Source organism: Flavobacterium ginsenosidimutans, assembly GCF_003254625.1.
Taxonomy (GTDB): Bacteria; Bacteroidota; Bacteroidia; order Flavobacteriales; family Flavobacteriaceae; genus Flavobacterium; species Flavobacterium ginsenosidimutans.
Window position 1 is genome coordinate 438,852 of sequence record NZ_QJRJ01000081.1, and the last position, 22,931, is coordinate 461,782.

The window sequence follows — 22,931 nt, forward strand, 5'->3', positions numbered from 1 at the left end:
ATTTTAAAAAATTATTATGAAAAGCGTCTCTCTTATAGGCAGTAATATTTATGGCCCTGCAGGCATTAAATTTTCAGGGAACTTTAAGCTTGAGAATGAAAGCATCAATGTAGGCCTAGTTGAAGAAGAGGATCTGTCTTTAGAGCAATCTGCAGATCCAGATAATAGGGTGTTAATTAAAAAAAGGGGGATTTCATGCAATTATAGAGATAAGTCATTGATACTTAAATACGATAAGCAGATTAATGCACTGGCAGAAAGAGGAGAGGCCGGTTTTTCATATATCGGCTCTGAATTTGTTGGGGAGGTTATAGCTGTCGGCAAAAATGTTAAAACTCTTAAGATTGGAGATCGTGTTGTTGCAAATGCGGCATATCCATCTTATGCTAAGGGGTACATCGGAGGTCTTCCTTCGAACCATGCATCAAGAAGAATTGATGACTTTAATGAAAATAAGCTTATTAAAATTCCTGATGCGCTAACTGATGAAATTGCTTCAGCTTTTGTCATCGCCGCATTTACCGCATATTCGATGATTCGAAAAGTGGTTAGGCCCAATATAAAAGTTTTAGTTACGGCTGCTAAATCAAATACATCTTTGGCCGTCATTAATGCTTTAAGAAATTTTCCTGTAGAGGTGTATGCGATGACTTCAAATTTTAGGAATAATAAAATACTTTATGATTATGGAGTAAAAAAAGTTTTTGTGGTTGATCATAATGCTGACAGTTATCTTGAGGCTGATGAAATTTCTGATTTTGTCAATAAAAATGGACTTTTTGATGCAGTTATTGATCCTCTGTTCGATATCCATCTTGGCAGAGTCATAAAATTAATGAATTATGACGGCAGGTATGTCACCTGCGGCTTTTATAATCAGTTTCCGGAATTTTTGGATAATAAATTCCATCCGAGGGATTCTTTTGAGGATATAATGAAATCAGCTATGGTTAAAAATATCTCTATTATAGGAAACTGTATAGGGGTAAAAGAGGATTTTGACCTAGCGCTGGAACATTTCCTTGCAGGTAAATTTTCAATCCTAATCGATAAAGTCTTTTTTGAAGGCGAAGAAAAGGAATTTTTTGATTTGAGCTATAACTTTAAAGACAGATTGGGCAAAGTGGTCTATCTATACGATAAAAGGCCCTAAAATTTCAGCTTGAAACCAGAAATGCAAAAAAGTAATAGTTTCCAATTTTAATCTCATGGAAAAGAATAAGTATAATTTGTGCGATAAATTTGTTTTGAGGACTCCTCTTCTAAGGTTTGATTCAGATTTTTTTGCAGCATTAAAAGAAGAAGACGTAATGTCGCTTCTTGAGGATGAAGTAATTTCGGAATCGATTTATCTGGCATCCTGCGATCTATTGAATGAAGCAAATAAACAGATTGGCCTGAACAGAAAACTAAGTAAAGAAAGCCTATCTGCCTTTCTGAAATATTTTTCACGCATGAGTACAAGATGCACTCCATTTGGATTATTTGCAGGAACAGCTGTTGGAAATTTTGACGATGAAGCGAGTGCTCCAAAGCTGGGAAAGCTTAAAAATTATAAAAAGCATGTCCAACTGGATATGAACGTAATTTTCTCCATTTTCCAGCTGATCAATCAGAATAAAAAGATTAGAAAATATTTTACGTATTATACAAACACCACTATCAATTCAGGGGCATATCAAGATCGATTGACGTATGTTGAATATGTATACAGAAATGGCAAGAGGAACCATATATTAAATTCCGTAGCAAATAGTCTTTATCTGCATCTGGTTTTAGCAGAAAGTGAGGGCGGTTTGAAATTTAATGATCTGGTGAAATTGCTTGCATCAAAAGATATAGATAAAAAGGAAGCCCGCAGATACATTAATGATCTTATCGATTCACAGCTCCTAGTGAGTGAATTGGAACCTTTTACAACTGGAACCGAGCCGCTGAAATTCATATTAGAGAAGATCAATGGCATCATCGAATTAAAGGATGTGCATGAGAGTCTAAACGAAATAGACAGCATATTAGAGGATGTGAATAGGGCATTTTCAGACAGATTCTGCAGTGTTGAGCATTATTTAAGGGTACAGGAGATTTTGGACGGCCTTGATATAGCATATGATAAAAAACATCTATTTCAAGCTATCCTCACTACAGTTTTAGAAGAAAGAATGCTGTCTTCTAAAGTTCAAAAGGAAGTTTTGAAAGGAATAGAAGTATTGAACAGATTGACAGTAAAACAGTCAAATGCAAACTTAGAAACTTTCAAGAAGGAATTCTATGATCGCTATCAGGATCAGGAAGTGGTTTTATCAGAGGTTTTGGATATTGACAAAGGTGTTGGCTACTGCAATACTTCGACGAAGACCGATTCTCCGCTGCTGGAGGGGCTTTATTTTCCTGCGGGGTCCCAGAAAAGACCGGTTAAATCACAATATCTGCATGATTTTTTTATGAATAAGCTATCTGAGGCGTCCTTTTGCAACGAGAGAATAATTTATCTATCGGATAAGGATTTGGAGAATTTCGAATTAAACTGGGAAGATCTTCCGCCAACCATGTCTTCGCTGGTGGAGATTTATGCAAAAGATGATTCTCAAAACATATATGCGATCACAAATTGTGGAGGAAGTTCCGCCGCCAATCTATTGGCTCGGTTTTGCAACTCAAATTGTGAAATATCAAATTTTGTATCGGATGAAATTATTAAGGCTGAAAACGATTTAATTGATGAAAATTTTATACTCGCGGAAATTAGCCATTTGCCTGAGTCTCGAGTTGGCAATATTTTGCTGCGGCCTCAATTTAGGCAATATGAAATTCCATATCTGGCCAAATCAAATCTGCCGATTGGAAGCCAGATATTTATAAAAGATATTTGGGTTTCTCTTAGGAATGATACAATTTGCCTATATTCAAAAAAACTGAAGAAGCGTATCATTCCGATATTGACAAATGCGCATAATTATAACAATCCTTTTATGGTTTCTGCCTATCGATTTTTATGTGATGTCCAAAATCAAAGCGGAAGAACTTCCATGGGCTTTTCTTGGGGGCCGCTTTCTGAAAATTTCATTTTTCTGCCTCGTGTGCAGTATAAAAATATTGTTATATCTAAAGCATTTTGGAACTTCAAAAAATGCCACATAGCACACCTGTATGATTTGGAGAGTGAAATGCTGATATCTGAAATCCACAAATGGAGAGCAAAGTACCATATTAAAGATGAAGTGATCATCAAAGATTTTGATAATAAATTGTACATCAATTTTAATAATAGGTTATATATTGAATTGTTCCTTAGGGTATTAAAAAACAGAGATAATTTTATAATCGAAGAGTTTTTATATAGTGAATTCAAGTCAATAGTCAGATCGGATATGGGTATCCATACCAATGAATTTATTTTCCCACTTTATAAAATCAACTAATGAAAATTCAGAGAAAGTTTATTTTAGGGGACCAATGGATTTATTATAAAATTTATCTGGGTGAATTTACATCTGATCTTATCCTGGTAGACTTAATTAAAAGTCTGGTTGAGCATCTGCTGGAAGCAGGCATTATTGATAAGTTTTTCTTTATTCGCTATAATGAAGGCGGACACCACTTAAGAGTGAGATTCCATTTGGCCGGCAAAGAAAAAATTATTCATCTGATCACGCTTTTTAACGAAGCTTTTAAAGAAAGCATGGAAAAAAACTTTGTTTCAAAGATTCAGGCTGACACATATGATCGCGAACTTGAACGCTATTTTGATGAATGCATTATTTTTTCAGAAAACATATTTTACCATGACAGCATTGCCATTTTAGATTTTCTAGCCCTTATGCGAAAGAAGAATCTGGATGAAAATTACAGGTGGCTTTATGGAATCTATATGATTGATTTTTTAATAAAAGATTTTGGATTCAATATGAATGAAAGGCTTAAAATCATTGAGTCGCTTAATGAATCTTTCAGCAGGGAGTTTAGTTTGGATAAGAGGCTTAAAGATCAGCTGGATGCTAAATTCCGAGCGGAAAGGGAAAAAATAAAAAGAATGCTGAATGGTGAAAATGGAGATTTTCAATCTCGATTGAAATTGAAATCGCGTCATATTTCGTCGGATATTGCTGATTTAAAATTAAGGCTTGGCAGGGACGAACAGATTAAAATTCTCGCCAGTTACATTCATATGTCCTGCAACAGATTGTTTAGGGGCAGCCAAAGAAAACATGAATTTGTCCTATATCATTTTTTATGGAAACATTACAGGTCCGAAGTTGGAAGAGCCAATCATCATAGCAAATCTCCAAAATCAAATGAAAGCCTTCTTTGATCATATGGCAGATATGGATTATATGATTAGTGATCATTAAAATTGCGTGAGAAAAATCTTTGTAATACATGGAGATGATTTAATTGTTAATTTAAGAAAAATACTATATTTGGTTTTTATTGCCAATACAGGAAATTCATAACCCAAATCTGAAATGAAGAAAAAAATATTGCTGCTGCTGAGCTGTATCACTTTCGCAGCCAGTGCCCAACAGATCAGCGGAAGCTGGGCCGGAACCCTTAAAGTGCAGTCTTCTTCCCTGAGGCTGGTATTCCATATCTCAAAAACGGAAGCAGGCTATTCAGCATTGATGGACAGCCCGGATCAAGGGGCTTACGGGCTGCCGGCTGGCAGCGTCACTTTTACCGATCCGTCTCTTTTAATCGAAGCCCCGGCGATGGGAATTATCTATAGGGGAGAACTTAAAGATGATCATATCACAGGAGTGTTCCAGCAGGGAGGGCAGAAATTTAATGTGGATCTCTTCCGCACTCTGACGCAGGAGGCCGAAGAAAGGAAAAGGCCTCAGGAGCCTTCAGCGCCCTATCCCTATTATACGGAAGAGGTTGTTTTTAAAAATGCAAAAGAGGGCATCGAGCTCTCGGGGACGCTCTCACTTCCCAAAAAAGAAGGAGTTTTTCCAGTTGCAATCCTGATAAGCGGCAGCGGGCCCCAAAACAGGGATGAAGAACTGATGGGGCACAAACCTTTTCTGGTGCTATCTGATTATCTTGTCAGAAAGGGGATAGGCGTACTGCGCTATGATGACCGCGGCACCGCTAAATCAGGCGGAGTATTCAAAACGGCGGTCACTGCTGATTTTGCCCAAGATGCCGCATCGGCAGTGGAGTACCTGAAAACCAGAAAGGATGTCAATAAAAACAAGATAGGGCTTATCGGACACAGTGAAGGAGGCCTTATTGCGCCGATAGTGGCGAACTCATCAAAAAACACAGCTTTTATTATCCTGCTGGCTGGTCCGGCAATATCTGGAGACCAGCTGCTTCTAAAGCAGCAGGAGCTTATAGGGAAGGCTTCAGGGAAAAGCGAGGCGGAGATTCAGAAATCAAAGTCAGAGAATGAAAAAGCTTTTGAGATTGTAAAAAAGTATAGTGATCCGGCAGAATTAAAAGCTAATATGACCCGTTACATCAGCGAAATTTCCCAAAACGATCCTGCTAAGCCTGAAGGGATTTCCCAGAAGGATTATGCAGAAGCGCAGGTTGCAAGAATTCTGACCCCTTGGATGGCCAGCTTTATAAGATATAATCCTGAGCCTGTGCTGGAGAAGGTGAAGTGTCCTGTCCTAGCTTTAAACGGGGCAAAGGATCTGCAGGTGGCGCCAAAAGAGAATCTTGACGCCATGAGTAAAGCGCTGGGCAAAGGAGGCAATAAAAATATTGCCGTTAAGGAGCTGCCAGGCTTAAACCATATGTTTCAGGAATGCTCCACAGGACTGCCAAGCGAATATGGCCAGATCGAGCAGACAATTTCCCCTTTGGCTCTTAAAACAATCTCTGAATGGCTTGATTTATATATTAATTAAGAAAAATACTAATTAATTTATGTAAATTATAAGTTTTTATTTATATTTTAATTTTTTTTATTTGAATATTATTATATATTCGCAGGATAATTCCTATTACAAATAATAACCTAAAAAAATTATTTAAATGAAAAAAATCAGAAAATTTTCCAGCAGTCCGCTGGCCATTATCCTAGTGGCCATGAATTTATTATTTGCCAGCTGTTCCAGCGACGCGGCTTCATCTGCGGGCGATCAGACAGCGGCCAAGCTCAGCGGCGAAGAGCTTTTTAAATCCCTAATATTTGCGGACGGTGAATTATCAGAGGCAGTTCCGGCGCTGAAAAGCGCATTTGACATGGGCGATCTTACTGCAGAGCAGAAAGCAAACTACAAGAAAGCCGAGCAGGAGGCTATTGCCTATCTTAAAGCAAAAGATGCGGCATATTTTGAAAAATTCCAGAAGCAGATCTATTCAAAGGATCCTGAAACTATTCTTGCGAGCATCAAAAAGGTCGCTGGGGACATAAAGCCGCTTATTGACAGCAAGCTGGCGGTGTATAACCTATCGGTTGAAAAAATCAGTAAGGAGTATTACCAGAAAAACGCAAAAAATGCCCCATTGTCTGCAAAAGTGCAGGTAGAGGCTTGCGGGGTATGGGCTCTGGCTGTGGGTGTGGTAGTGGTTGCAGTGGCTGTTTTCTATGTGGCGGCAATCTCAGAGGTTACCTTCGGTCTTGTAGAGCCTGTTCCTCCAATTACAGAGGAGGCTATTGCCCTGCAGGTTGCTGAAGGAATTGATGGGCTTGAGACACCGATCGGACTAGAATGAGAAGAAGCTTTTTAAAGATAGCCTATTTCTATTTTCTGGCGGCAGTATGCTTCTGCATAATCGCATATCTTACGGTTTTGAGCGTAAAGCCCAATCCGATAACGCTGCGCTACGACCTGCCGTTTAAAAATACGTTAAATGCCCTTGCCCCTCAAGGCTGGGCATTTTTCACCAAAGACGTTAAAAAGGATTATTTCAATCTTTACACACAGGACAGAGAGGAATTTCAGCTAAAGGCTTCAGGCACCGAACAGTTCTTTGGGTTTAAGCGCGACAACAGAATCATCAATCATAAAATCGGAAGCGTACTCAATAATGTGAATGCCAAATACTGGTATTCGTTTAAGGGCGATCCCCGAAAAGTGCCGCAGGACTCCCTTACAAAACTCTCCATAAAGATAAGCCCTCCGATGGTTTACGGAGTGTTTCTGGTCGAAAAGGGGAAGCCCCTTCCATATGAGTGGCACATTTCAAAACTGAATGTGCGCCAGACCATGGATTATGTATTGCTTGAAATAAAAAAATAAACGCATGATTTTAAAACAACTCAGCGCAGCTGAATCATTTGTCAATAAAAACTGGTGGTCAAACTGGATGGGCCTTAGCAGGACCATTATGGCATCATCGCTCATTTTAACGCTGCTGTCCAACAGCAGGTACACGCTTTTTTTTACGGGCTATCAGAATGAGACTTTCCATAAGTTCACGCATTATGAATTTAATTTTTTCTCTTTCTTCAGTGATTTTCAGACCGGCATTGCCTTCGCTGTGGCAGGTCTGCTGCTGGCAGCCTCGGGAATCTATCCGCGTTTCACCTGCGTGCTGCACTGGTTTATAGCCTACAGCTTCAGCATCACATCAACCTGCATGGACGGAGGGGACCAGGTATCAGCGATACTGGCCCTGCTTTTAATGCCGATCTGCCTGCTGGATAAAAGGAAATGGCACTGGTCAGAGGATACCGCTGTACATTCCTTTTTCGCCAAAGCCACAGCTGCAGCGGCTTTTTATCTAATGTCATTTCAGATATTTGTAATCTACTTTTTCGCTTCAGTGGGAAAATTTAAAATAGAGGAATGGAAAAATGGAACTGCCCTGTACTACTGGTTTACCCAGCCATTGTTCGGTGTGACTGATTTTTTCAAGCCTTTTATTGAAGTGATTCTCAGCAGTCCGGTGCTCACAACGCTGCTTAACTGGTCGGTTCTTGTCATTGAATTATTGATTGCTTTGAGTATCTTTACAGCGGATGCAGAGAGAAAGAAAAAGATTGTTTTCGTAGGCATGCTCTTTCATTTTTTCATTGCGCTTTTTATGGGCATAATCAGTTTTTCATTCGTAATGTGTTCTGCCTTATTATTATTAATCTCTAATACAGCTAATTATGAATTCAGAAATGCTAATCTGCCTAGTGCTGCTTTTGATTTCAGGAGTCTATTATTTCTTCCAGCCAAAAAAGATAAATAGGTTTTACGGCTATAGAAGCAGCAAATCAATGAAAAATCTGTCTAACTGGCAGTATTCTAACAGGCTTGCAGCCATAGTGCTATTTTGGATAGCATTGTTCAATTCCATATTTGTATCAGTTATTTTCCTTTTAGGCGGAAGCCTGAACAAAAACATGTTCGGGATTTTTTTAATTGCCCAATTTGTTTTCATGTTTTTTTACATAGAAAGAAAGATCGGAGAATATGAAAAGAAATTGTAAATTGATTTGCAAGAATTGCTGAAGCAGCATGTAAAGCCATGTAAGCCTTAAGATTTTGACTTTTTTTTATGCTTGGGCATGGATGTAGTGCTTTTGGCAATGCATCAGATGTGCTGGCGGTTAGCTATTGCATAAAACATTTGCAGATTATCAATGATTTATAGTAGTATCGCATAAAAATTAAAACAGCCTTCGGGCTGTTTTTTTATTTTATAATCTGTTATATGCCAGATGGTTTATGGCTGTTTTCTTTTTAGGCTGTTTTTGCTTATTGATTGTTTTTTTTAGACTGTTTTTTTTAGACTGTTTTTTTTAGACTGTTTTTTTTTCATTTGGCTGGTGACAGGGATACTTATTATAGAGGGGGAGCTTTCTGATAGCTGTGCTGCAATTTAAATTTATGCGGAAGCTTTTAGTTTAGGATGCTATCCGTTTTCAATCGCAATAAAAGCAGGCCAAGCTAGCGGCCATCGCATGCGCGGTGCGCATAACGGACTCCAGCTTCTTTGTCCGCCTTCGGGGCTTATAGCGCCACTGCATTCTTCGTGCCCGCTTTTTCTGCGCTTTCTTTTTTTTTTTTTCGTTTTTTCTTTTGCAATGCAATATGTAATTAGAGGCAATGCTCTATATATATGCTTGTTGGTTTAATTTGTTTATTTACAGCGTGTTAAATTTAAATTATTATTGGGGACAGGTTTAATTTGTAAGATATTTTTTAGTTATTTTGTTTATGTGTTTTTTAATGTTAAAAAATATATTAAGCTTGTCTATCAGTGTTTTAAAAATTAGTGTCTAACATAAAATTTTGCCCAATGGAAAAAGAAATGGATTCTGGCAACGAAATGAAAAATGATTATCCAACAGTCGGCTTTCAGGATAATGCCGGCAATATTATAAGACAGATTGAGAAAATTGCAGAGCGGTATCCCCATAAATCGGCACTTGCCGATGGGGGAGGGAAAACCGCTTATGGGGACCTCAATGCCAAGGCCAATCGGCTGGCACGTTATTTACGGCTGCATGGAATTGGGCGGGGAGGGAGAGTGGGAGTGTGCCTTCCGCAGTCCGCCGACCGCATTATTGCTTTTTTGGCCATTTTAAAGTCAGGGGCAGCCTATCTTCCCATAGACGGAGAATTGCCCCAGGCACGGATACATCTGATGGCCGACGATGCTGAAATCGATCTGCTGCTGACCAGCCGGGAATATTTGGAAAAAGCCGGCAAAGATGGAATTGAAAGCATCGCATTGGACCTTCTGTTTCAGGATGATGGATATAAGCAGATGCCTGAAGACGGCATGCATGCTGAAATCCTGCCTCAGAACCCCGCTTATATCATCTATACTTCCGGGAGCACGGGAACGCCCAAAGGCGTCGTTATCGCACATGGGGCCTTTTATAATTTTGTGCGGCAGCAGGCTGAGGTTTTAGGCCTGTCTTCTGAGAGCAAAACGCTGCAGTTTGCCTCTCCCAGTTTTGATGCCGCTGTGATTGATATCTGGACGCCCCTGATAAAAGGCGCCTGCATATACCTATATCCCAACAACAGGATTGTCGGCGAGCCGCTTTTGGATTTTATTGCGGCCCATAATATCGATACAGTGCCTCTTATGCCTCCGATGGTATTGGCTTCACTGCCTCTAGATAAGCCCATAGGCAATCTAAAGGCCATCGCAGTTGGCGGTGAGGCCTGCAGTGAAAGCACTGTGAGATCCTGGTGCAGGAAAGTGCGTCTGATCAATAGCTACGGACCGACAGAGGCTACAGTTGCCGTAAGCAATTATGAGTTTAAAGAGGAAACGGATCCGAGAATTATCGGATCTGCAATGCCCAATGTAAATCTACTGGTCTTAGATGAAGATCTCAGGCCCGCAGCCAAAGGAGCCATCGGAGAGCTCTATATAGGCGGCCCCCAGCTGGCATTGGGCTATCTGAACCGGCCCGAGGATACCAGAAAAGCTTTTCTGCAGGCCCCGGAATGGCTTTCAGGCCAGCTGCAGGGCAGCGGGACTATCTATAAGACGGGAGATATGGTGCTTGAAAGGCCCGACGGAAATCTCGAATTCTGCGGCAGAAAGGACGATCAGGTCAAAATCAGAGGCTACCGCATTGAGCTTGCAGAAATTGAATACAATATGGCCAAATTGCCTCAGATTTCAAAGGCGGCAGTTAAGGTTGAAAAAAAGGCCAATGGCCTGCCCGCGCTCGTTGCTTTTGTCAAGCTCCGAGGCATTGGGGATGATCGGGCAAAATCCCTGCAGGGCATCAGAGCAAAGCTGCAGCAGGCAATGCCCCCGTATATGCTTCCCGATAAAATCATTGCCGTGGATGAAATGCCCCTGACGCATGCCGGCAAAATAGATAAAGCGCTTTTGGAAATCCCCGAGAGCCAGATTAAAAATGCCAGTCAGCCGAAATGGAAGCAAGATAACCTCACTGAAATTGTAAGGCATATCTGGAAGGAGCTGCTTTCGGCCGAAGACATTGGAGAGGAAGATGATTTTTTTGATTTGGGAGGGCATTCCCTGCTATTGGCGCAGCTTTATGCCCTTCTTCCCGAGCCTGTAAGAAATAGGATCAGCCTGCCGGAACTTTACATTTTCACGACTATTTCTGCGTTTGTAAAAGAAATTGACAAACGTATGCTTGAAACGGAGATTACGCAGCAGGCTAAGGCCCGAATAATGGCCAGCGAGCTGATTCAGGATTCGGAGCTGCGGATTGATTTTACTGTGGAGGCACTGCCGGATGCCGCTGTGCTGGGCAATCCCAAGAATGTTTTTCTGACGGGCGCGACCGGTTTTGTCGGCTCCCATCTATTGGCGGAGCTTCTGCAGGATACGGCCGCCAAAATATACTGCCTGGTGCGCGCCCCGTCTGCCAATGAGGGGCTGCAGCGCATTAGAAGCACTTTTGCAAAATTTAAGCTGCCCTGGCCTGCCGATTATGATGGCCGGATTGAAGCGATGCCAGGAGACCTGTCTCTGCCCCGCTTTGGAATGGAAGATCAGGCTTACCGCTTCATTGCAGAGGAGATGGAAGTCATATACCATTCGGGAAGCTCCGTAAGCTATGTGCAGCCGTATCCGCTGATTAAAAAGCCCAATATTGACGGGCTGCACAATATTATCGGTCTGGCCGCCGCAGCAAGAGTGAAATTTCTGGTGCTGCTCTCCTCAATGGGCGTCTTTAGCTGGGGAAGGCCTTTTACCGGAAAAACATGGATGTATGAGGATGATGCCATAGGCCAGAACCTCGAAGCGGTCTGCCGTGACTTAGGCTACATTAAAAGCAAATGGGTAATGGAAAGCATTGCCGAAAAGGCAAAGGCAAAAGGGCTTCCCATCATAAATTTCAGGCTGGGCTTTGCAGTATGCCATGGCGCTTCGGGCGCAACTGAAATGAACCAGTGGTGGGGTGCGCTCATAAGAAGCTGCGTCGAGCTGAAATCATTTCCGCTGGTGATGGGGCTAAAGGATGAACTGACAACAGTGGATTATATGTGCAGGGCCATTATGCACATCAGCAGAAAGAAGGAAGCCGTAGGCTTAAATTTCCATCTTTCCCCTCTGGCGGAAAATGACGTGTCCCTAACGGATTTCTGCGCTAAAATGAATGAATATTACGCCATGGGCTTGGAAGGGATGGAGTATCACCAATGGCTCAGCCAATGGAAATATGACCATAATCTTCCCATATATCCTCTGCTGAGCCTCTTTACAGAGGATGTGCACGAGGGCAGATCCCTGGTGGAAGCCTATGAGAATACCTATTACTATGACAGAAGCAATACAAAGCAATTCCTGGAAGATGCCGATTTGGCGCCCCCTGTTTTTGACAGGGAGCTTATGGGGAGGTACTTGGAATTTATGGGGGTCATCTAAAAGGCAAAGATTTTTTTGCAAAAGGGATAATGCCTTTTTGCCTAAGCCGGCTATGTGTTTTTTCTTTCTTTCTTTCTTTCTTTCTTTGTAAAGCTAGGGTAAAACTGACATTTTTTCGCTTATGGAAACTGAAAAAATGTCATTTTTTTTCTCTGGCATAATTTTGGTTTTTTGTCCCTGGCACTGCAAAGGCAGTGTATGTTCAAAAATATTGTATAACAATTAAAAGTAAAATGTTATGAATCTTATCAAAAGAAATGCAAACCAGCATCGTGGCCTGCAGCATACGTTTTTTGATGACGTTTTTGGCCGCGAGCTTTTCAATTGGGAAAACAAAAATTTTTCTACAACAAGCACCACCCTGCCATCGGTAAACATCAGAGAGACTGCAGAACATTTTGAAGTCGAAGTGGCCGCTCCAGGCCTGGAGAAAGACGATTTCAAAATCACCCTCGACGGAAACCTGCTGACTATTTCTTCGGAAAAGGAAAACAAGCAGACCATCGAGCAGGAGAATTTTACCCGCAGGGAATTCAGCTACCAGTCTTTCCAGAGAAGCTTTGAGCTGCCTAAAAATGTGGTGGACGAAGAAAAGATCAGTGCACGTTATGTCAATGGCCTGCTTCATCTGTCCATACCCAAAAAAGAGCAGGCGAAGCAGAAGCCGCCTAGAATGATTGAAATTGCCTGATTTCTAATCGATTATTTTACCTTTTTTATTTTAAAGCTGCCCTTCGGGGCAGCTTTAATCATTACAAAAAGCTATAATTATGTTTTCGGACTTATTTTCTGCCCTGGCCGTGCTCTGCTTTGCTGTGCTGCTGCTGATACTAGTGCTGCGCCGCTTCAGGCAGCCCTATTTTATTGCCTATATAGCTGCGGGCGTGCTTTTGGGGCCAAAACTCCTGAATATAATTCCTGATCCGGCAGTGGCGGCGGAATTGGGCGAAATCGGTATTGTCCTTCTGATGTTTTCCATTGGAACCGAGATAGACCTGCACCATTTAAGCCAGCATTTCTGCAGGCCCTTTGCAATAGCTCTGGTCCAGGTCCTCTTAAGTGCCTTATGCATGTATGTCTTGGGAATGCAGTTGGGATGGCCAGCCAGTAGGATTATATTATTATCTTTTATCATAAGCCTCAGCAGTTCGGCTATTGTATTTCAGTATTTGCAGAGAACCGGCGAGATTAAAAGCCAGTTGGGGATTATAACATGCGGTGTGCTGCTGATGCAGGACATACTGGTTGTGCCAATGGTCTTATCGCTAAATTTCATTTCAGGCAGCAATACCTCTTTTTTGGAGCTTGCCAAGGTCAGCATAGGCGGCATGCTCATACTGCTTTTTTTGCGGTCAGCCATCAATAGGAGGATTTTTAATATTCCCATGAGAAGAGAGCTTATTGCCGACCATGATCTGCAGGTATTCATCGGCTTCTGCATATGTTTTGGGATGGCCTGGGTCAGTTTCTGGTTTGGGCTCTCGCCAGCCTTTGGAGCCTTTGCAGCTGGAATTGTGATCGGGCAGGATAAGGCAACGCGCTGGCTTGGAAAATCGCTGATTCCCTTTAGGGTCTTTTTTATGGCATTTTTTTTTCTGGCCATAGGACTGCAGCTTGATGTTGGATTTTTTGTGGCCAATGCCGGCACAATTGTCTTGGTGGCTATAAGCGTTCTGATAATCAATAGCTTGATCAATAGCCTGCTTTTTAAGCTAAGCGGAAACGGCTGGAGGGACAGCATATATGCTGGCGCGCTATTGTCGCAGATTGGCGAATTCAGCTTTGTGCTGCTTACGCTTGCCGCTTCTCTTGGGCTGGTTGGAGATTATATGCATCAGATTACTCTTGCAGTGATTACCTCCACCATGCTTCTGTCAAGCATCTGGCTGGCCATCATCCAGAAGCTGATCTATAAGCTGCCGTCTCAAAAGGCTTGAACTGGTCCGGCCATTGATTAATGCTCAAACCGCTTTGGGATTGCAGGACAGTATTTCAATAAGGGTTGAAAGCTCTCAGCAATGAGGGCTTTTTTTAATTTTTGTTATTTAGTCTTTGATTTTATTCCTTTTTTAATCGGACTGTTTTTAGTATGGTTTTGTCTGCCGAAAGGTAGGGTTGCCGGAGCGGTGTTGCTATTCGGATGGGAGATTTTGACTGCTTGAGTTTTTTGCTCTTAATTTAAAATTCACCTAATGCTATCGAAACATTTTGCAGACAGGAGCTTATTGTGTTTATTTATGTGAATTTTGATATATTGCAGGTTCAGGTTTAATTGTCGGCTCTTTATCTGTCATGCGCCGCATCGAATTATATGGTGCAGCATTAATGCATGCGGCTGCCGTAATCCTGCCGCATTTTTTTTAAATTTGCGCTATGCATTATCAGCTTCTCCAACTTATTGCGCAAACGGTGGAAATTTCCGGCAGGGAAAGAGATTTGTGCACACAATATTTTGACCGGGTCGTGTGTTCCAAAAACAGTATTTTGGAAGAATCCGGAAGAATTCCCAAGTATTTATATTTTGTCGAATCAGGCTTTGTCCGTCTATTCCATTATAATAATAAGGGGGACGAGGTGACTACGCACATTAACTGCCCTCCCGGTTTTATAACATCCTATTCTAATTTTATCAGTCAGACAATTTCAGATGAAAATTTGGAATGCATCACAGATTGCGTGCTTTTACGGATTGCAAAGGCAGATCTTGATTTGCTGATGCGCCAAAGTCAGGGTTTTAGGGACTTTAGCATTTTAGTGTTTCAGCAGTCATTGGCCTATAATGAAAAGCGCTCTAAAGATCTGGCGGCGCTCACTGCCGAGCAGCGCTATTTAAAGCTTATTGATGAGCGTCCGAAGGTTCTGCATAATGTCCCAATGCAGCATATCGCTTCTTTTCTAGGGATGAATCCTAAAAGTTTGAGCCGCATCCGAAAGCAGATCATTAGGTAACATTTGTGAAGCGGATTTAAATGGGCAAAGCAGAACTTTGCGCTATCATTTAAATTAAGATTCATGACAAATAAAAACTTAGTGCTGGTGTCAGGCGCCAATGGGCACTTAGGCAATAACCTGGTAAGACTGCTGATAAAAAAAGGATTTCAGGTTAGGGCTTCTGTCCGCGACATCAATAGTAAAGGCTGTTTTAAAGATCTGGACTGCGAAGTGGTTCACGCCGATATTACGGATAAGGCTTCTTTCGTAAAGGCTCTTCGGGGTGTTGAGACATTTTATGCTGTAGGAGCCGCTTTCAAATTATGGGCAAAAGATCCTAAAAAGGAAATCTATGAAGTGAACATGGCCGGAATCCGCAACACAATAGCAGCAGCGGCGGAAGCCGGCGTAAAAAGGATTGTTTATGTGAGTTCCATTGCCGCGCTGGATTACACCCATCTCCCGACTAAAGAAAGCAATGGCTATAATCCCGATCGCAGGGATATGTACTATAACTCTAAAAATGATGGTGAAAAGCTGGCCTTTCAATTATCCAAAGAATTGGGCATTGAACTGGTGTCTGTAATGCCGGGCGCAATGATTGGAGGAGAGGCTTTTCTTCCCCTGAATGTTTCATACGGAGTGCTTAAGCTTATTTTAAACAGACAAATTCCGATGGACACCAGAATAACCTTAAATTGGGTGGACGTAAAAGACGTAGCCGAAGGCTGTCTTCTTGCTGCCCAGAAGGGGCGTTCAGGCGAACGCTACATTCTTGCCAATGAAAAATGCATGACCATTACAGATACCACAAAATTGGCTCAAAAAAATTATCCGGAACTGAAGCTCAAAATTCCTGGGTCTGTTCCTAAGTTCGTGCTATATGCAATCGCAGGCTTTATGGAGCTTTCAGCTAAAATAAGCGGCAAACCGCCGGTTATCACAACAAAAGATATTGCAATGTTCTCTGGATTGCAGCAGGATTTTGACATATCCAAATCGAGGAATGAATTAGGCTTCAATCCGAAAAATGCGGAGCAGGCTGTAAAAGAAGCCTTGGCTTATCTTATGGAGCGCAGGAATTTGCTATAAATGGTTTGATTCTCTCAGATTCCCGATCAGCATCTTTAGCGGCAAGCCAGTGCTATTTTTTGCGATGTATTCAGGCCATGCAAAAGTCAGGGCCAATAGGCTCAAAAATAGCAGATGAAGGGAAAGCATAAAGCAGCAGCGGCCGCCGGTCCGGAAGAAGATTATAGAGGCAATGGATAAGGTCTCTGAAAACGGATTGGGTTTAAGTTGGAAAATAGCAGCGGTCTGGCTGTGATCATGGGGGGGTAGGATCGCAAGCATAAAAGCCAGCTCTTTATAAAAGAAAATTTCAGCAGCAATGGAAAGCTCTCAGAAATGAGGGCTTTTTTTATTTTTAGTTATTTAGTTTTAGATTGTTTTTATTTTATTGGAGTTTTTTAGTTTGATTTTGGCCGGTGAAAGCGGAGATGTTTAAAGTGTTTTGTGTATTTGAAAGCTGTCTTTTAATGCATCGAGCCTAAGCTTCTTAATTTACAGCTTCATTTTGGTCTGTTTATTTATGGTTTGATGTTTCATTTTATAAGATGAAACCATTTAAGGGATTGAATTGGAAGTGTTTATGAGAATTGGTTTTTAATTTTATTGGATACTAATCCAATAAAACGCAATTATGAGACAGAAAGCCATATTGTTAGCCGCCGCTTTAAGCGCGCTTGCATTTTTTAATGCAGAGGCTCAGACTAAAAAGAAGCCTAATATTATAATGGTCATCTCAGACGATACCGGCTGGGGAGATTTGGGAGTCTACGGGGGAGGGGTTGGACGCGGAATGCCCACGCCCAATCTGGACCGGATGGCCAAGGAAGGGATGCAGTTCTGGTCCTTTTACGGACAGCCCAGCTGTACGCCAGGAAGGGCAGCGATGCTCACTGGGAGGATTCCCAATCGAAGCGGTATGACTACCGTTGCTTTCCAGGGACAGGGAGGCGGACTGCCTAAAGAGGAATGGACGCTGGCATCAGTTCTTAAAAAAGCCAATTACAAAACCTATTTTTCAGGTAAATGGCATTTAGGTGAAGCAGATTATTCAATGCCTATAGCACATGGTTTTGACAAAATGCAGAATGTGGTGCTTTACCATTTGAATGCCTATACCTATGCTTTCCAGTCTTGGAATCCAGAGATGTCTCCAGAGATGCTGGAACTTTTCAAAAAAGTGACCACAGGCATACTTGAAGGCGAGGCAGGCGGAAAAGCCCGCGAGGTAAGCAAGGTGACCGAAGAGAATATAGCTGAGCTTGATATGATGATGGTGGAGAACAACTTAAAGCAGCTGGATGAATACGGAAAAAGCAAAGAGCCATTTTTTATGTGCATCAATTTTGCCAAAAACCATCAGCCCAACCTTCCTTCCAAGCAGTTTGTCGGCAAATCTCCGGGCAAAAGCAAATATTCGGATGCTGTAGTGGAGATGGACTACAATGTGGGCCGAATTATGGATAAGATCCGTTCTTTGGGCATTGCCGAAAATACCATTGTTATCTACACGGTAGATAATGGCGCGTGGCAGGACGTGCATCCCGATTCTGGATATACCCCTTTCAGAGGCACTAAAGGGACAGACAGGGAAGGCGGCAGCCGCGTGCCCGCAATTGCCTGGTGGCCGGGACAGATTGAAGCGGGAAGCCAAAGCCATGATATTGTCGGAGGGCTTGATCTTATGGCAACATTTGCAAGCCTTGCCGGAGTGGAGCTTCCTAAAAAGGACAGGGCGGGAGCTGATATGGTCTTTGACAGCTATGATATGTCAAATGTGCTGTTTAAGAAGGGAACGCCGCTTCGCGATAGGTGGTTTTATTTTACTGAGGCTGAATTATCGCCGGGAGCTGTGCGTATCGGAAAATTCAAAGCGGTATTCAATACCCGTGGAGATAATGGCGCTATTGCAGGTAGTGACGCTCCTGGACAGCAGCTTGGCTGGAGAGGAGATGAAACCTATGTGGCGACAGTTCCGGCTATCTATAACCTGTGGCAGGATCCCCAAGAGCGCTATGATCTGTTTATGAACAGCTGGACAGAGAAGACATGGACGGCTATAATTTTTAATCAGGCCATTGCCGATCTGATGAAAACTTATGCCCAGATACCACCAAGAGCGCCTCAGAGCGAAACTTTTACCGGAGAGATGCAGATTGAACGATACAGGACTATCGAACAGGTGAAAAAAATGATGAACGAAAAGAAGGTGAATCTCCCGCCGCTGAGCGTAGACCCTAAATAATCGGATATTCAGCTTTTTATATTGCAAGAGACGGCCTAGCCGTCTCTTTTCATTTTCTGCAGAAAAAACATTCTTTCTTTCTTTCTTTCTTTAAGTTATTGATTCTCTTTTATATTTTTTTATGCTGTTTCGGCCGCTGAGGGAATGCTTTTGAGAAAAATTAGGACAATAAGGTTTCAGATTATAAAGTGAAACCAAAACGGGAATCATTTTCAATAATTTTCAGCACAAAGCGCTTAATTTTGGATGCAGCTGCAAATCTGCTGTTTAATAGCCTTAAAATATGATCGAATTACAGACGGCCGTTTTTTTTACTCACAGCGATATCGATTCAGAACTCCAAAGGGTGCGGCATTTTCAGGAATTCAGAAAATCTGCCGTGCTTTCTGAATTTCTGAGGTTCATCGTAAATGAAACAATGCTTGAAAGAGCCGGGTGCATTAAGCAATATGCAATTGCTGTGAATGTATTGAAATGTCCGGCTTCTTTTAACGGCAGCAATGCCATTGTCAGAACCCACGCAGTAAGGCTCAGAAAACTGCTGGGCCTATATTATCAGGCAGAAGGAAAGTATAATGATCTGCGGATAGAAGTGCCATTAGGAGGCTATATTCCGGTTTTTAAAGCTCGTGAGGCTGCTATTTGCAATGCCATCAGTGATACTGATGGCGGGCTGACCCCAGCAGTATTCCCGTTAAAAGCTCTCTGCGCTGATTCCCATGCATCTATTCAGGCTTCTTTTCTAATGCAAGAGCTCAGTGCGCAGCTTTCAGTTTACAGTGGCACTGCTGTACTAGGATGCCATCTGGCCGAAATCCTGAGAATATATGAGAAAAATGCTTCAAAGGCGGCATCTGCTGCAGACCTCTGTATCAGCAGCAGCTTTGCGGCATCGGAATCACAGTTAGTCCAGTCGGTTTATACTAGCCTCATTAAATATGAATACATTTCCAGCATACGATCCAGATTGTTGAGCTGAGATCTTAAGCTGTAAAACGGTTTTATTCTTGAGGCATTAATTAGCTTTGGATCATTTAGAGAATCTACAATGGAATGCTGGTCTGTTTTTTATTAAATTAAAGTAGGAACCTGAATTTATGGCTTAAAGATCGGAGGGATGCATCAGGAACTCCGCTAATGCCGGATTTATATCTGGTTTTTAGATGGTGCCTGCCACTGTAAAAAATATGTGCTTTATTATTTAATTGAAAATAATTTTAAAAAAAATTAAACGTATGGGTAATATATTTCACAAATTAAGAAAGGAAGAAAAAGAAGAATGTTTAGCAGCAATAGAATTTTTTACAAATTCTAAAAAACTTTTTTTAAATAAAGATTTATGCCTGGCCCAGCTATCAGAAGAAACAGGAATCACAGTTCATAAGATTTCTTATCTTATCAATGCAGAGTTTGGCCTCAATTTTAATGACTACATAAATTTAAAAAGAATTCAGTATTTGATAGAAAATCTAAATGAACCTATGCTAAAGGATCTTTCTATTGAGAAAATCTCGTCTGCCTGCGGATTTGGCTGCCGAACAAGCTGTTTTAGGGCATTTCGTAAACATAAAGGTACATCTCTATCAAATTTTTTAAATAGAATCTCCAAAATCTAATGCGATCTTTGAATTATTTGTTCTTTAATATTTTATGGAAACAGATCAATTTATGGCCTCAGGTGGACAGCAGCAAATAGTGCAGATGTGCAATCTGTTTGTAAAAATAATAATAATTGAAAATTAAAAAATAAAGGCTTGCAAAGATTTAAGTATGGTTAGTTAGTTATATGTTTTTTTTTCTCAGACTTATTTTATTTTTGGTTTTGGCCGGTGAGAGGGGAATTGGTTGGAGCAGGTTTGTTTTTTGGAATTGGATTTTTATGATGCTTCCGCTTCGCTGTCTTCAGATATTGCAAAGAAAATAGTACTGCAATATTTAACCTTAATCTTGTAATGTTAACTCCTGATTATTTTCGGTGCTGTTCCCAACCTTTTACGTTAATTGATCATCTATTGGAGTAGGGATGGGCAGCGAAACATGGCATTCGTTTTTAAAAATGCTATTCCTCTTCTGCTAAAATGGATTGGCTCAGAAGAAATGCTGTTACATCCATCTAATAAAATTAATTGAAAAAATATGTGGCAAATGAGACTTAGATTCTGCCTGTCGTGCTGTCTTTTATGCATTTTTGCATCGTGCTCGACTCAAAAAGATTCAAAATCCGGCATTAAAATTACTAAAACAGTGAGTGGAATTGTAATGGATGAAAATGGTCCGTTGCCAGGTGCCACTATAATCGTGAAAAATGAGAGAAAGGGGACTTATGCAGACATGGATGGAAAATTTGAAATCAGCATTAATGAAAATGACACATTAGTTGTAGGCTTTATAGGTTTAGAATCCAAAGAAGTTGCCATTACCTCTAAAGATTGCTATGAAGTGCATTTAGAGGCTTTTAAGCCTATTGAAAGCCGTAAGCAAAAAAGAAGAATAAGACGGGAGATGCGAAAAAACGGATATTATATCTATCCGGATTAGTACAGGCAGCCTATAGCCCCTGTTTGGCAGCATGGGTAATTTATAACTGAACAAATCGGTTCAGTTCTGTTTCTGCGGCACTCTTTTTAAAACCATTAGGCAGGGAATTGGGCTGAAATTCTTATCTTTGTAATAATGGATAAAAATCTCTATATAATAGCTGGCTGTAATGGTGCGGGTAAAACTACAGCTTCATTTACAATTCTTCCTGAGATATTACAATGCAAAGAGTTTGTAAATGCGGACGAAATTGCCAAAGGTCTTTCTCCTTTCCAGCCTGAAAAGGCCGCCTTTGAATCGGGAAGGATAATGCTTCACAGAATAAAGGAATTATTAGCCAATAATGAGGTCTTTGCTTTCGAAACTACCTTAGCGACAAAAAGCTATAAACAGAAAGTAATTGCGGCTCAGGAAAAAGGCTATAAAGTAGTGCTTTTATTTTTTTGGCTGGATAGTGTCGACCTGGCTATCGAGAGGGTGAGGACAAGAGTTCAGGAAGGAGGGCATAACATTGAAACCGATGTTATTAGACGCAGGTATAAAAACGGAATAAATAATTTATTCGATATATATCTGCCAATAGTCAATGAGGCATTGATTTTTGACAATACAGCCGTAAAAGCTGAATTGATAGCACAAAAGACATTAGGCAATCCAATTGAGATTATAAATAAAATCAAGTTAGATAGACTCAAAAATAACAGATGATGGGAGAACATAAAACAACAACGACACCGACTCAGAAAAAGATCATAGAGGCAATGGATAAGGTTTCTGAAAAATTAATTGAGTTTAAAAAGAAGAATAACAGCGATTTAGTGGTTATGAAGGATGGTAAGATCATAAGGATAAAAGCCAGTTCTTTATAAAAACAGTATTTTACTAAAACTTGAAAGCTCTCAGAAATGAGGGCTTTCTTTCTTTCTTTCTTTCTTTTCTTCTTTCTAAAGATGTTTCTGATTATGATTTTGACTGGTGACGGTAAAATTGATTGGGTTAGGGAATCTGTTTAAAAGGACAGGCTGTTTAAAAGTTAGTTAGTTATATTTTTTTTCTTGGTTCTGTCGCATCTAAGACTAAGTTTTATCTTTGGTTTTCAAAACTAATAAAAAATGAATACTAAAGGTCATTGTTATCCAAAATATGTAATCCTTCAGGCAGTGTATTTTAAATTAAGATTTACACTTAGCTATCGTGACGTTGAGGAAATAATGAAGATTAGGGGTGTGATTGTGGATCATGCAACGATTCAGCGTTGGGTATATAAGTTTGCGCCTTCACTTGAGGCAGAGATGAAGAAGAGAAAAGGCAGAGTGGGGACGAGTTGGAGATTGGATGAGACCTATATCAAAGTAAAAGGTATTTGGTGTTATTTACATAGAGCAGTGGATAGGTCTGGCAATACAGTTGATTTCTTATTAACTAAAAGAAGACAGAGAATGAGTGCCCAGTCATTTCTAATTAAAGCAATTAGTAATAACTGTAGTCCCAGAGTAATAAACATCGATAAAAGCGGTTCTAATACTGCCGCGATCAAAGTCTATAACAAACGTTCGTTCTCAAAGATTAAAATCCGACAGTGTAAATATCTCAACAATATCGTAGAGCAGGACCATCGTTTTATAAAATGGCGTATTCAAAATGGACTAGGTTTTAAAAGTTTTGAATCGGCCAAACGAACATTGAGCGGAATTGAAGTTGTACATATGCTAAGAAAGAATCAGATGATTAGACCAGAATTGTCTATGTTTAAATCATTCTGTAAATTGGCGGGCTAAATTTTAAATTACTCAAATCCTTATATTTGTTTCTGACAGATGCGACAAAACCCCATCGATTTATAAAATGGAGGATACAAAATGGGTTAGGCTTTAAAAGTTTTGAATCG

At 40.9% G+C, this 22,931-nt stretch carries 21 protein-coding genes; 20 read left to right on the forward strand and 1 reads right to left on the reverse strand.

All coding sequences use genetic code 11. The features are described from left to right. Nucleotides 1-16: 16 nt before the first annotated feature. The 8 genes from DM444_RS19900 to DM444_RS24110 all read left to right on the forward strand — a co-directional run bounded on the left by DM444_RS19900 (nt 17) and on the right by DM444_RS24110 (nt 8,377). Nucleotides 17-1,153, forward strand: a complete 1,137-nt coding sequence (locus DM444_RS19900) for a quinone oxidoreductase family protein (RefSeq protein WP_111289881.1) — start codon at nt 17-19, stop codon at nt 1,151-1,153. 55 nt (nt 1,154-1,208) lie between these two features. Next, nucleotides 1,209-3,422 (forward strand): lantibiotic dehydratase family protein, encoded by a 2,214-nt coding sequence (locus DM444_RS19905; RefSeq protein WP_111289883.1) that lies wholly within the window; start codon nt 1,209-1,211, stop codon nt 3,420-3,422. Continuing rightward, complete coding sequence (locus tag DM444_RS19910; RefSeq protein WP_111289885.1) at nt 3,422-4,312, forward strand: thiopeptide-type bacteriocin biosynthesis protein; 891 nt, start codon at nt 3,422-3,424, stop codon at nt 4,310-4,312. Before DM444_RS19905 ends, DM444_RS19910 begins: the two co-directional genes overlap by 1 nt. A gap of 154 nt (nt 4,313-4,466) precedes the next feature. Continuing rightward, nucleotides 4,467-5,858 (forward strand): alpha/beta hydrolase family protein, encoded by a 1,392-nt coding sequence (locus DM444_RS19915; protein ID WP_111289887.1) that lies wholly within the window; start codon nt 4,467-4,469, stop codon nt 5,856-5,858. Between the two features lie 127 nt (nt 5,859-5,985). Beyond that, nucleotides 5,986-6,669, forward strand: coding sequence for a hypothetical protein (locus DM444_RS19920; RefSeq protein WP_111289889.1), 684 nt, complete (start codon nt 5,986-5,988; stop codon nt 6,667-6,669). After that, nucleotides 6,666-7,196, forward strand: a complete 531-nt coding sequence (locus tag DM444_RS19925) for an SdpA family antimicrobial peptide system protein (protein WP_111289891.1) — start codon at nt 6,666-6,668, stop codon at nt 7,194-7,196. Before DM444_RS19920 ends, DM444_RS19925 begins: the two co-directional genes overlap by 4 nt. Nucleotides 7,197-7,200: 4 nt before the next feature. Beyond that, nucleotides 7,201-8,136: a sporulation-delaying protein SdpB family protein gene (locus DM444_RS19930; RefSeq protein WP_111289893.1), complete on the forward strand. Its 936-nt coding sequence runs from the start codon at nt 7,201-7,203 to the stop codon at nt 8,134-8,136. 28 nt (nt 8,137-8,164) lie between these two features. Continuing rightward, nucleotides 8,165-8,377, forward strand: coding sequence for a hypothetical protein (locus tag DM444_RS24110; protein ID WP_162615004.1), 213 nt, complete (start codon nt 8,165-8,167; stop codon nt 8,375-8,377). 425 nt (nt 8,378-8,802) lie between these two features. Here DM444_RS24110 and DM444_RS19940 read toward each other — a convergent pair whose 3' ends face one another. Then, on the reverse strand, nt 8,803-8,997 hold the full coding sequence (locus DM444_RS19940; protein WP_111289897.1) for a hypothetical protein: 195 nt from the start codon (nt 8,995-8,997) through the stop codon (nt 8,803-8,805). Between the two features lie 192 nt (nt 8,998-9,189). Between DM444_RS19940 and DM444_RS19945 the strand changes: the two genes are divergently transcribed. The 12 genes from DM444_RS19945 to DM444_RS19995 all read left to right on the forward strand — a co-directional run bounded on the left by DM444_RS19945 (nt 9,190) and on the right by DM444_RS19995 (nt 22,821). Beyond that, a complete protein-coding gene (locus DM444_RS19945) occupies nt 9,190-12,261 on the forward strand; it encodes an amino acid adenylation domain-containing protein (protein ID WP_204251698.1) in 3,072 nt (1,023 codons plus the stop codon). A gap of 238 nt (nt 12,262-12,499) precedes the next feature. Beyond that, the gene (locus DM444_RS19950) at nt 12,500-12,952 is read left to right on the forward strand and encodes an Hsp20/alpha crystallin family protein (protein ID WP_111289899.1); all 453 of its coding nucleotides are present in this window, start codon (nt 12,500-12,502) and stop codon (nt 12,950-12,952) included. Nucleotides 12,953-13,031: 79 nt separating this feature from the next. After that, on the forward strand, nt 13,032-14,198 hold the full coding sequence (locus tag DM444_RS19955; protein WP_111289901.1) for a cation:proton antiporter domain-containing protein: 1,167 nt from the start codon (nt 13,032-13,034) through the stop codon (nt 14,196-14,198). A 436-nt stretch (nt 14,199-14,634) separates the two neighbouring features. After that, entirely contained in the window at nt 14,635-15,210 is a 576-nt protein-coding gene (locus tag DM444_RS19960; protein WP_111289903.1) for a Crp/Fnr family transcriptional regulator, read from the forward strand. Nucleotides 15,211-15,273: 63 nt separating this feature from the next. Further along, on the forward strand, nt 15,274-16,284 hold the full coding sequence (locus DM444_RS19965) for an NAD-dependent epimerase/dehydratase family protein (RefSeq protein ID WP_111289905.1): 1,011 nt from the start codon (nt 15,274-15,276) through the stop codon (nt 16,282-16,284). A gap of 610 nt (nt 16,285-16,894) precedes the next feature. Further along, the gene (locus tag DM444_RS19970; RefSeq protein ID WP_162615005.1) at nt 16,895-18,505 is read left to right on the forward strand and encodes an arylsulfatase; all 1,611 of its coding nucleotides are present in this window, start codon (nt 16,895-16,897) and stop codon (nt 18,503-18,505) included. Between the two features lie 283 nt (nt 18,506-18,788). Beyond that, nucleotides 18,789-19,484 carry a hypothetical protein gene (locus DM444_RS19975; RefSeq protein WP_111289907.1) on the forward strand — a complete coding sequence of 232 codons (696 nt, stop codon included), beginning with the start codon at nt 18,789-18,791 and terminating at the stop codon, nt 19,482-19,484. A gap of 256 nt (nt 19,485-19,740) precedes the next feature. After that, nucleotides 19,741-20,121 carry a helix-turn-helix domain-containing protein gene (locus DM444_RS19980; RefSeq protein WP_111289909.1) on the forward strand — a complete coding sequence of 127 codons (381 nt, stop codon included), beginning with the start codon at nt 19,741-19,743 and terminating at the stop codon, nt 20,119-20,121. Between the two features lie 628 nt (nt 20,122-20,749). After that, nucleotides 20,750-21,043: a carboxypeptidase-like regulatory domain-containing protein gene (locus DM444_RS19985; protein ID WP_162615006.1), complete on the forward strand. Its 294-nt coding sequence runs from the start codon at nt 20,750-20,752 to the stop codon at nt 21,041-21,043. Between the two features lie 135 nt (nt 21,044-21,178). Further along, on the forward strand, nt 21,179-21,751 hold the full coding sequence (locus DM444_RS19990) for an AAA family ATPase (protein WP_204251699.1): 573 nt from the start codon (nt 21,179-21,181) through the stop codon (nt 21,749-21,751). Further along, nucleotides 21,748-21,912 (forward strand): hypothetical protein, encoded by a 165-nt coding sequence (locus DM444_RS23680; protein ID WP_162614999.1) that lies wholly within the window; start codon nt 21,748-21,750, stop codon nt 21,910-21,912. The genes DM444_RS19990 and DM444_RS23680 overlap by 4 nt, the downstream gene beginning before the upstream one ends. Before the next feature lie 243 nt (nt 21,913-22,155). Further along, the gene (locus DM444_RS19995) at nt 22,156-22,821 is read left to right on the forward strand and encodes an IS6 family transposase (protein ID WP_111289915.1); all 666 of its coding nucleotides are present in this window, start codon (nt 22,156-22,158) and stop codon (nt 22,819-22,821) included. Nucleotides 22,822-22,931 lie beyond the last annotated feature (110 nt).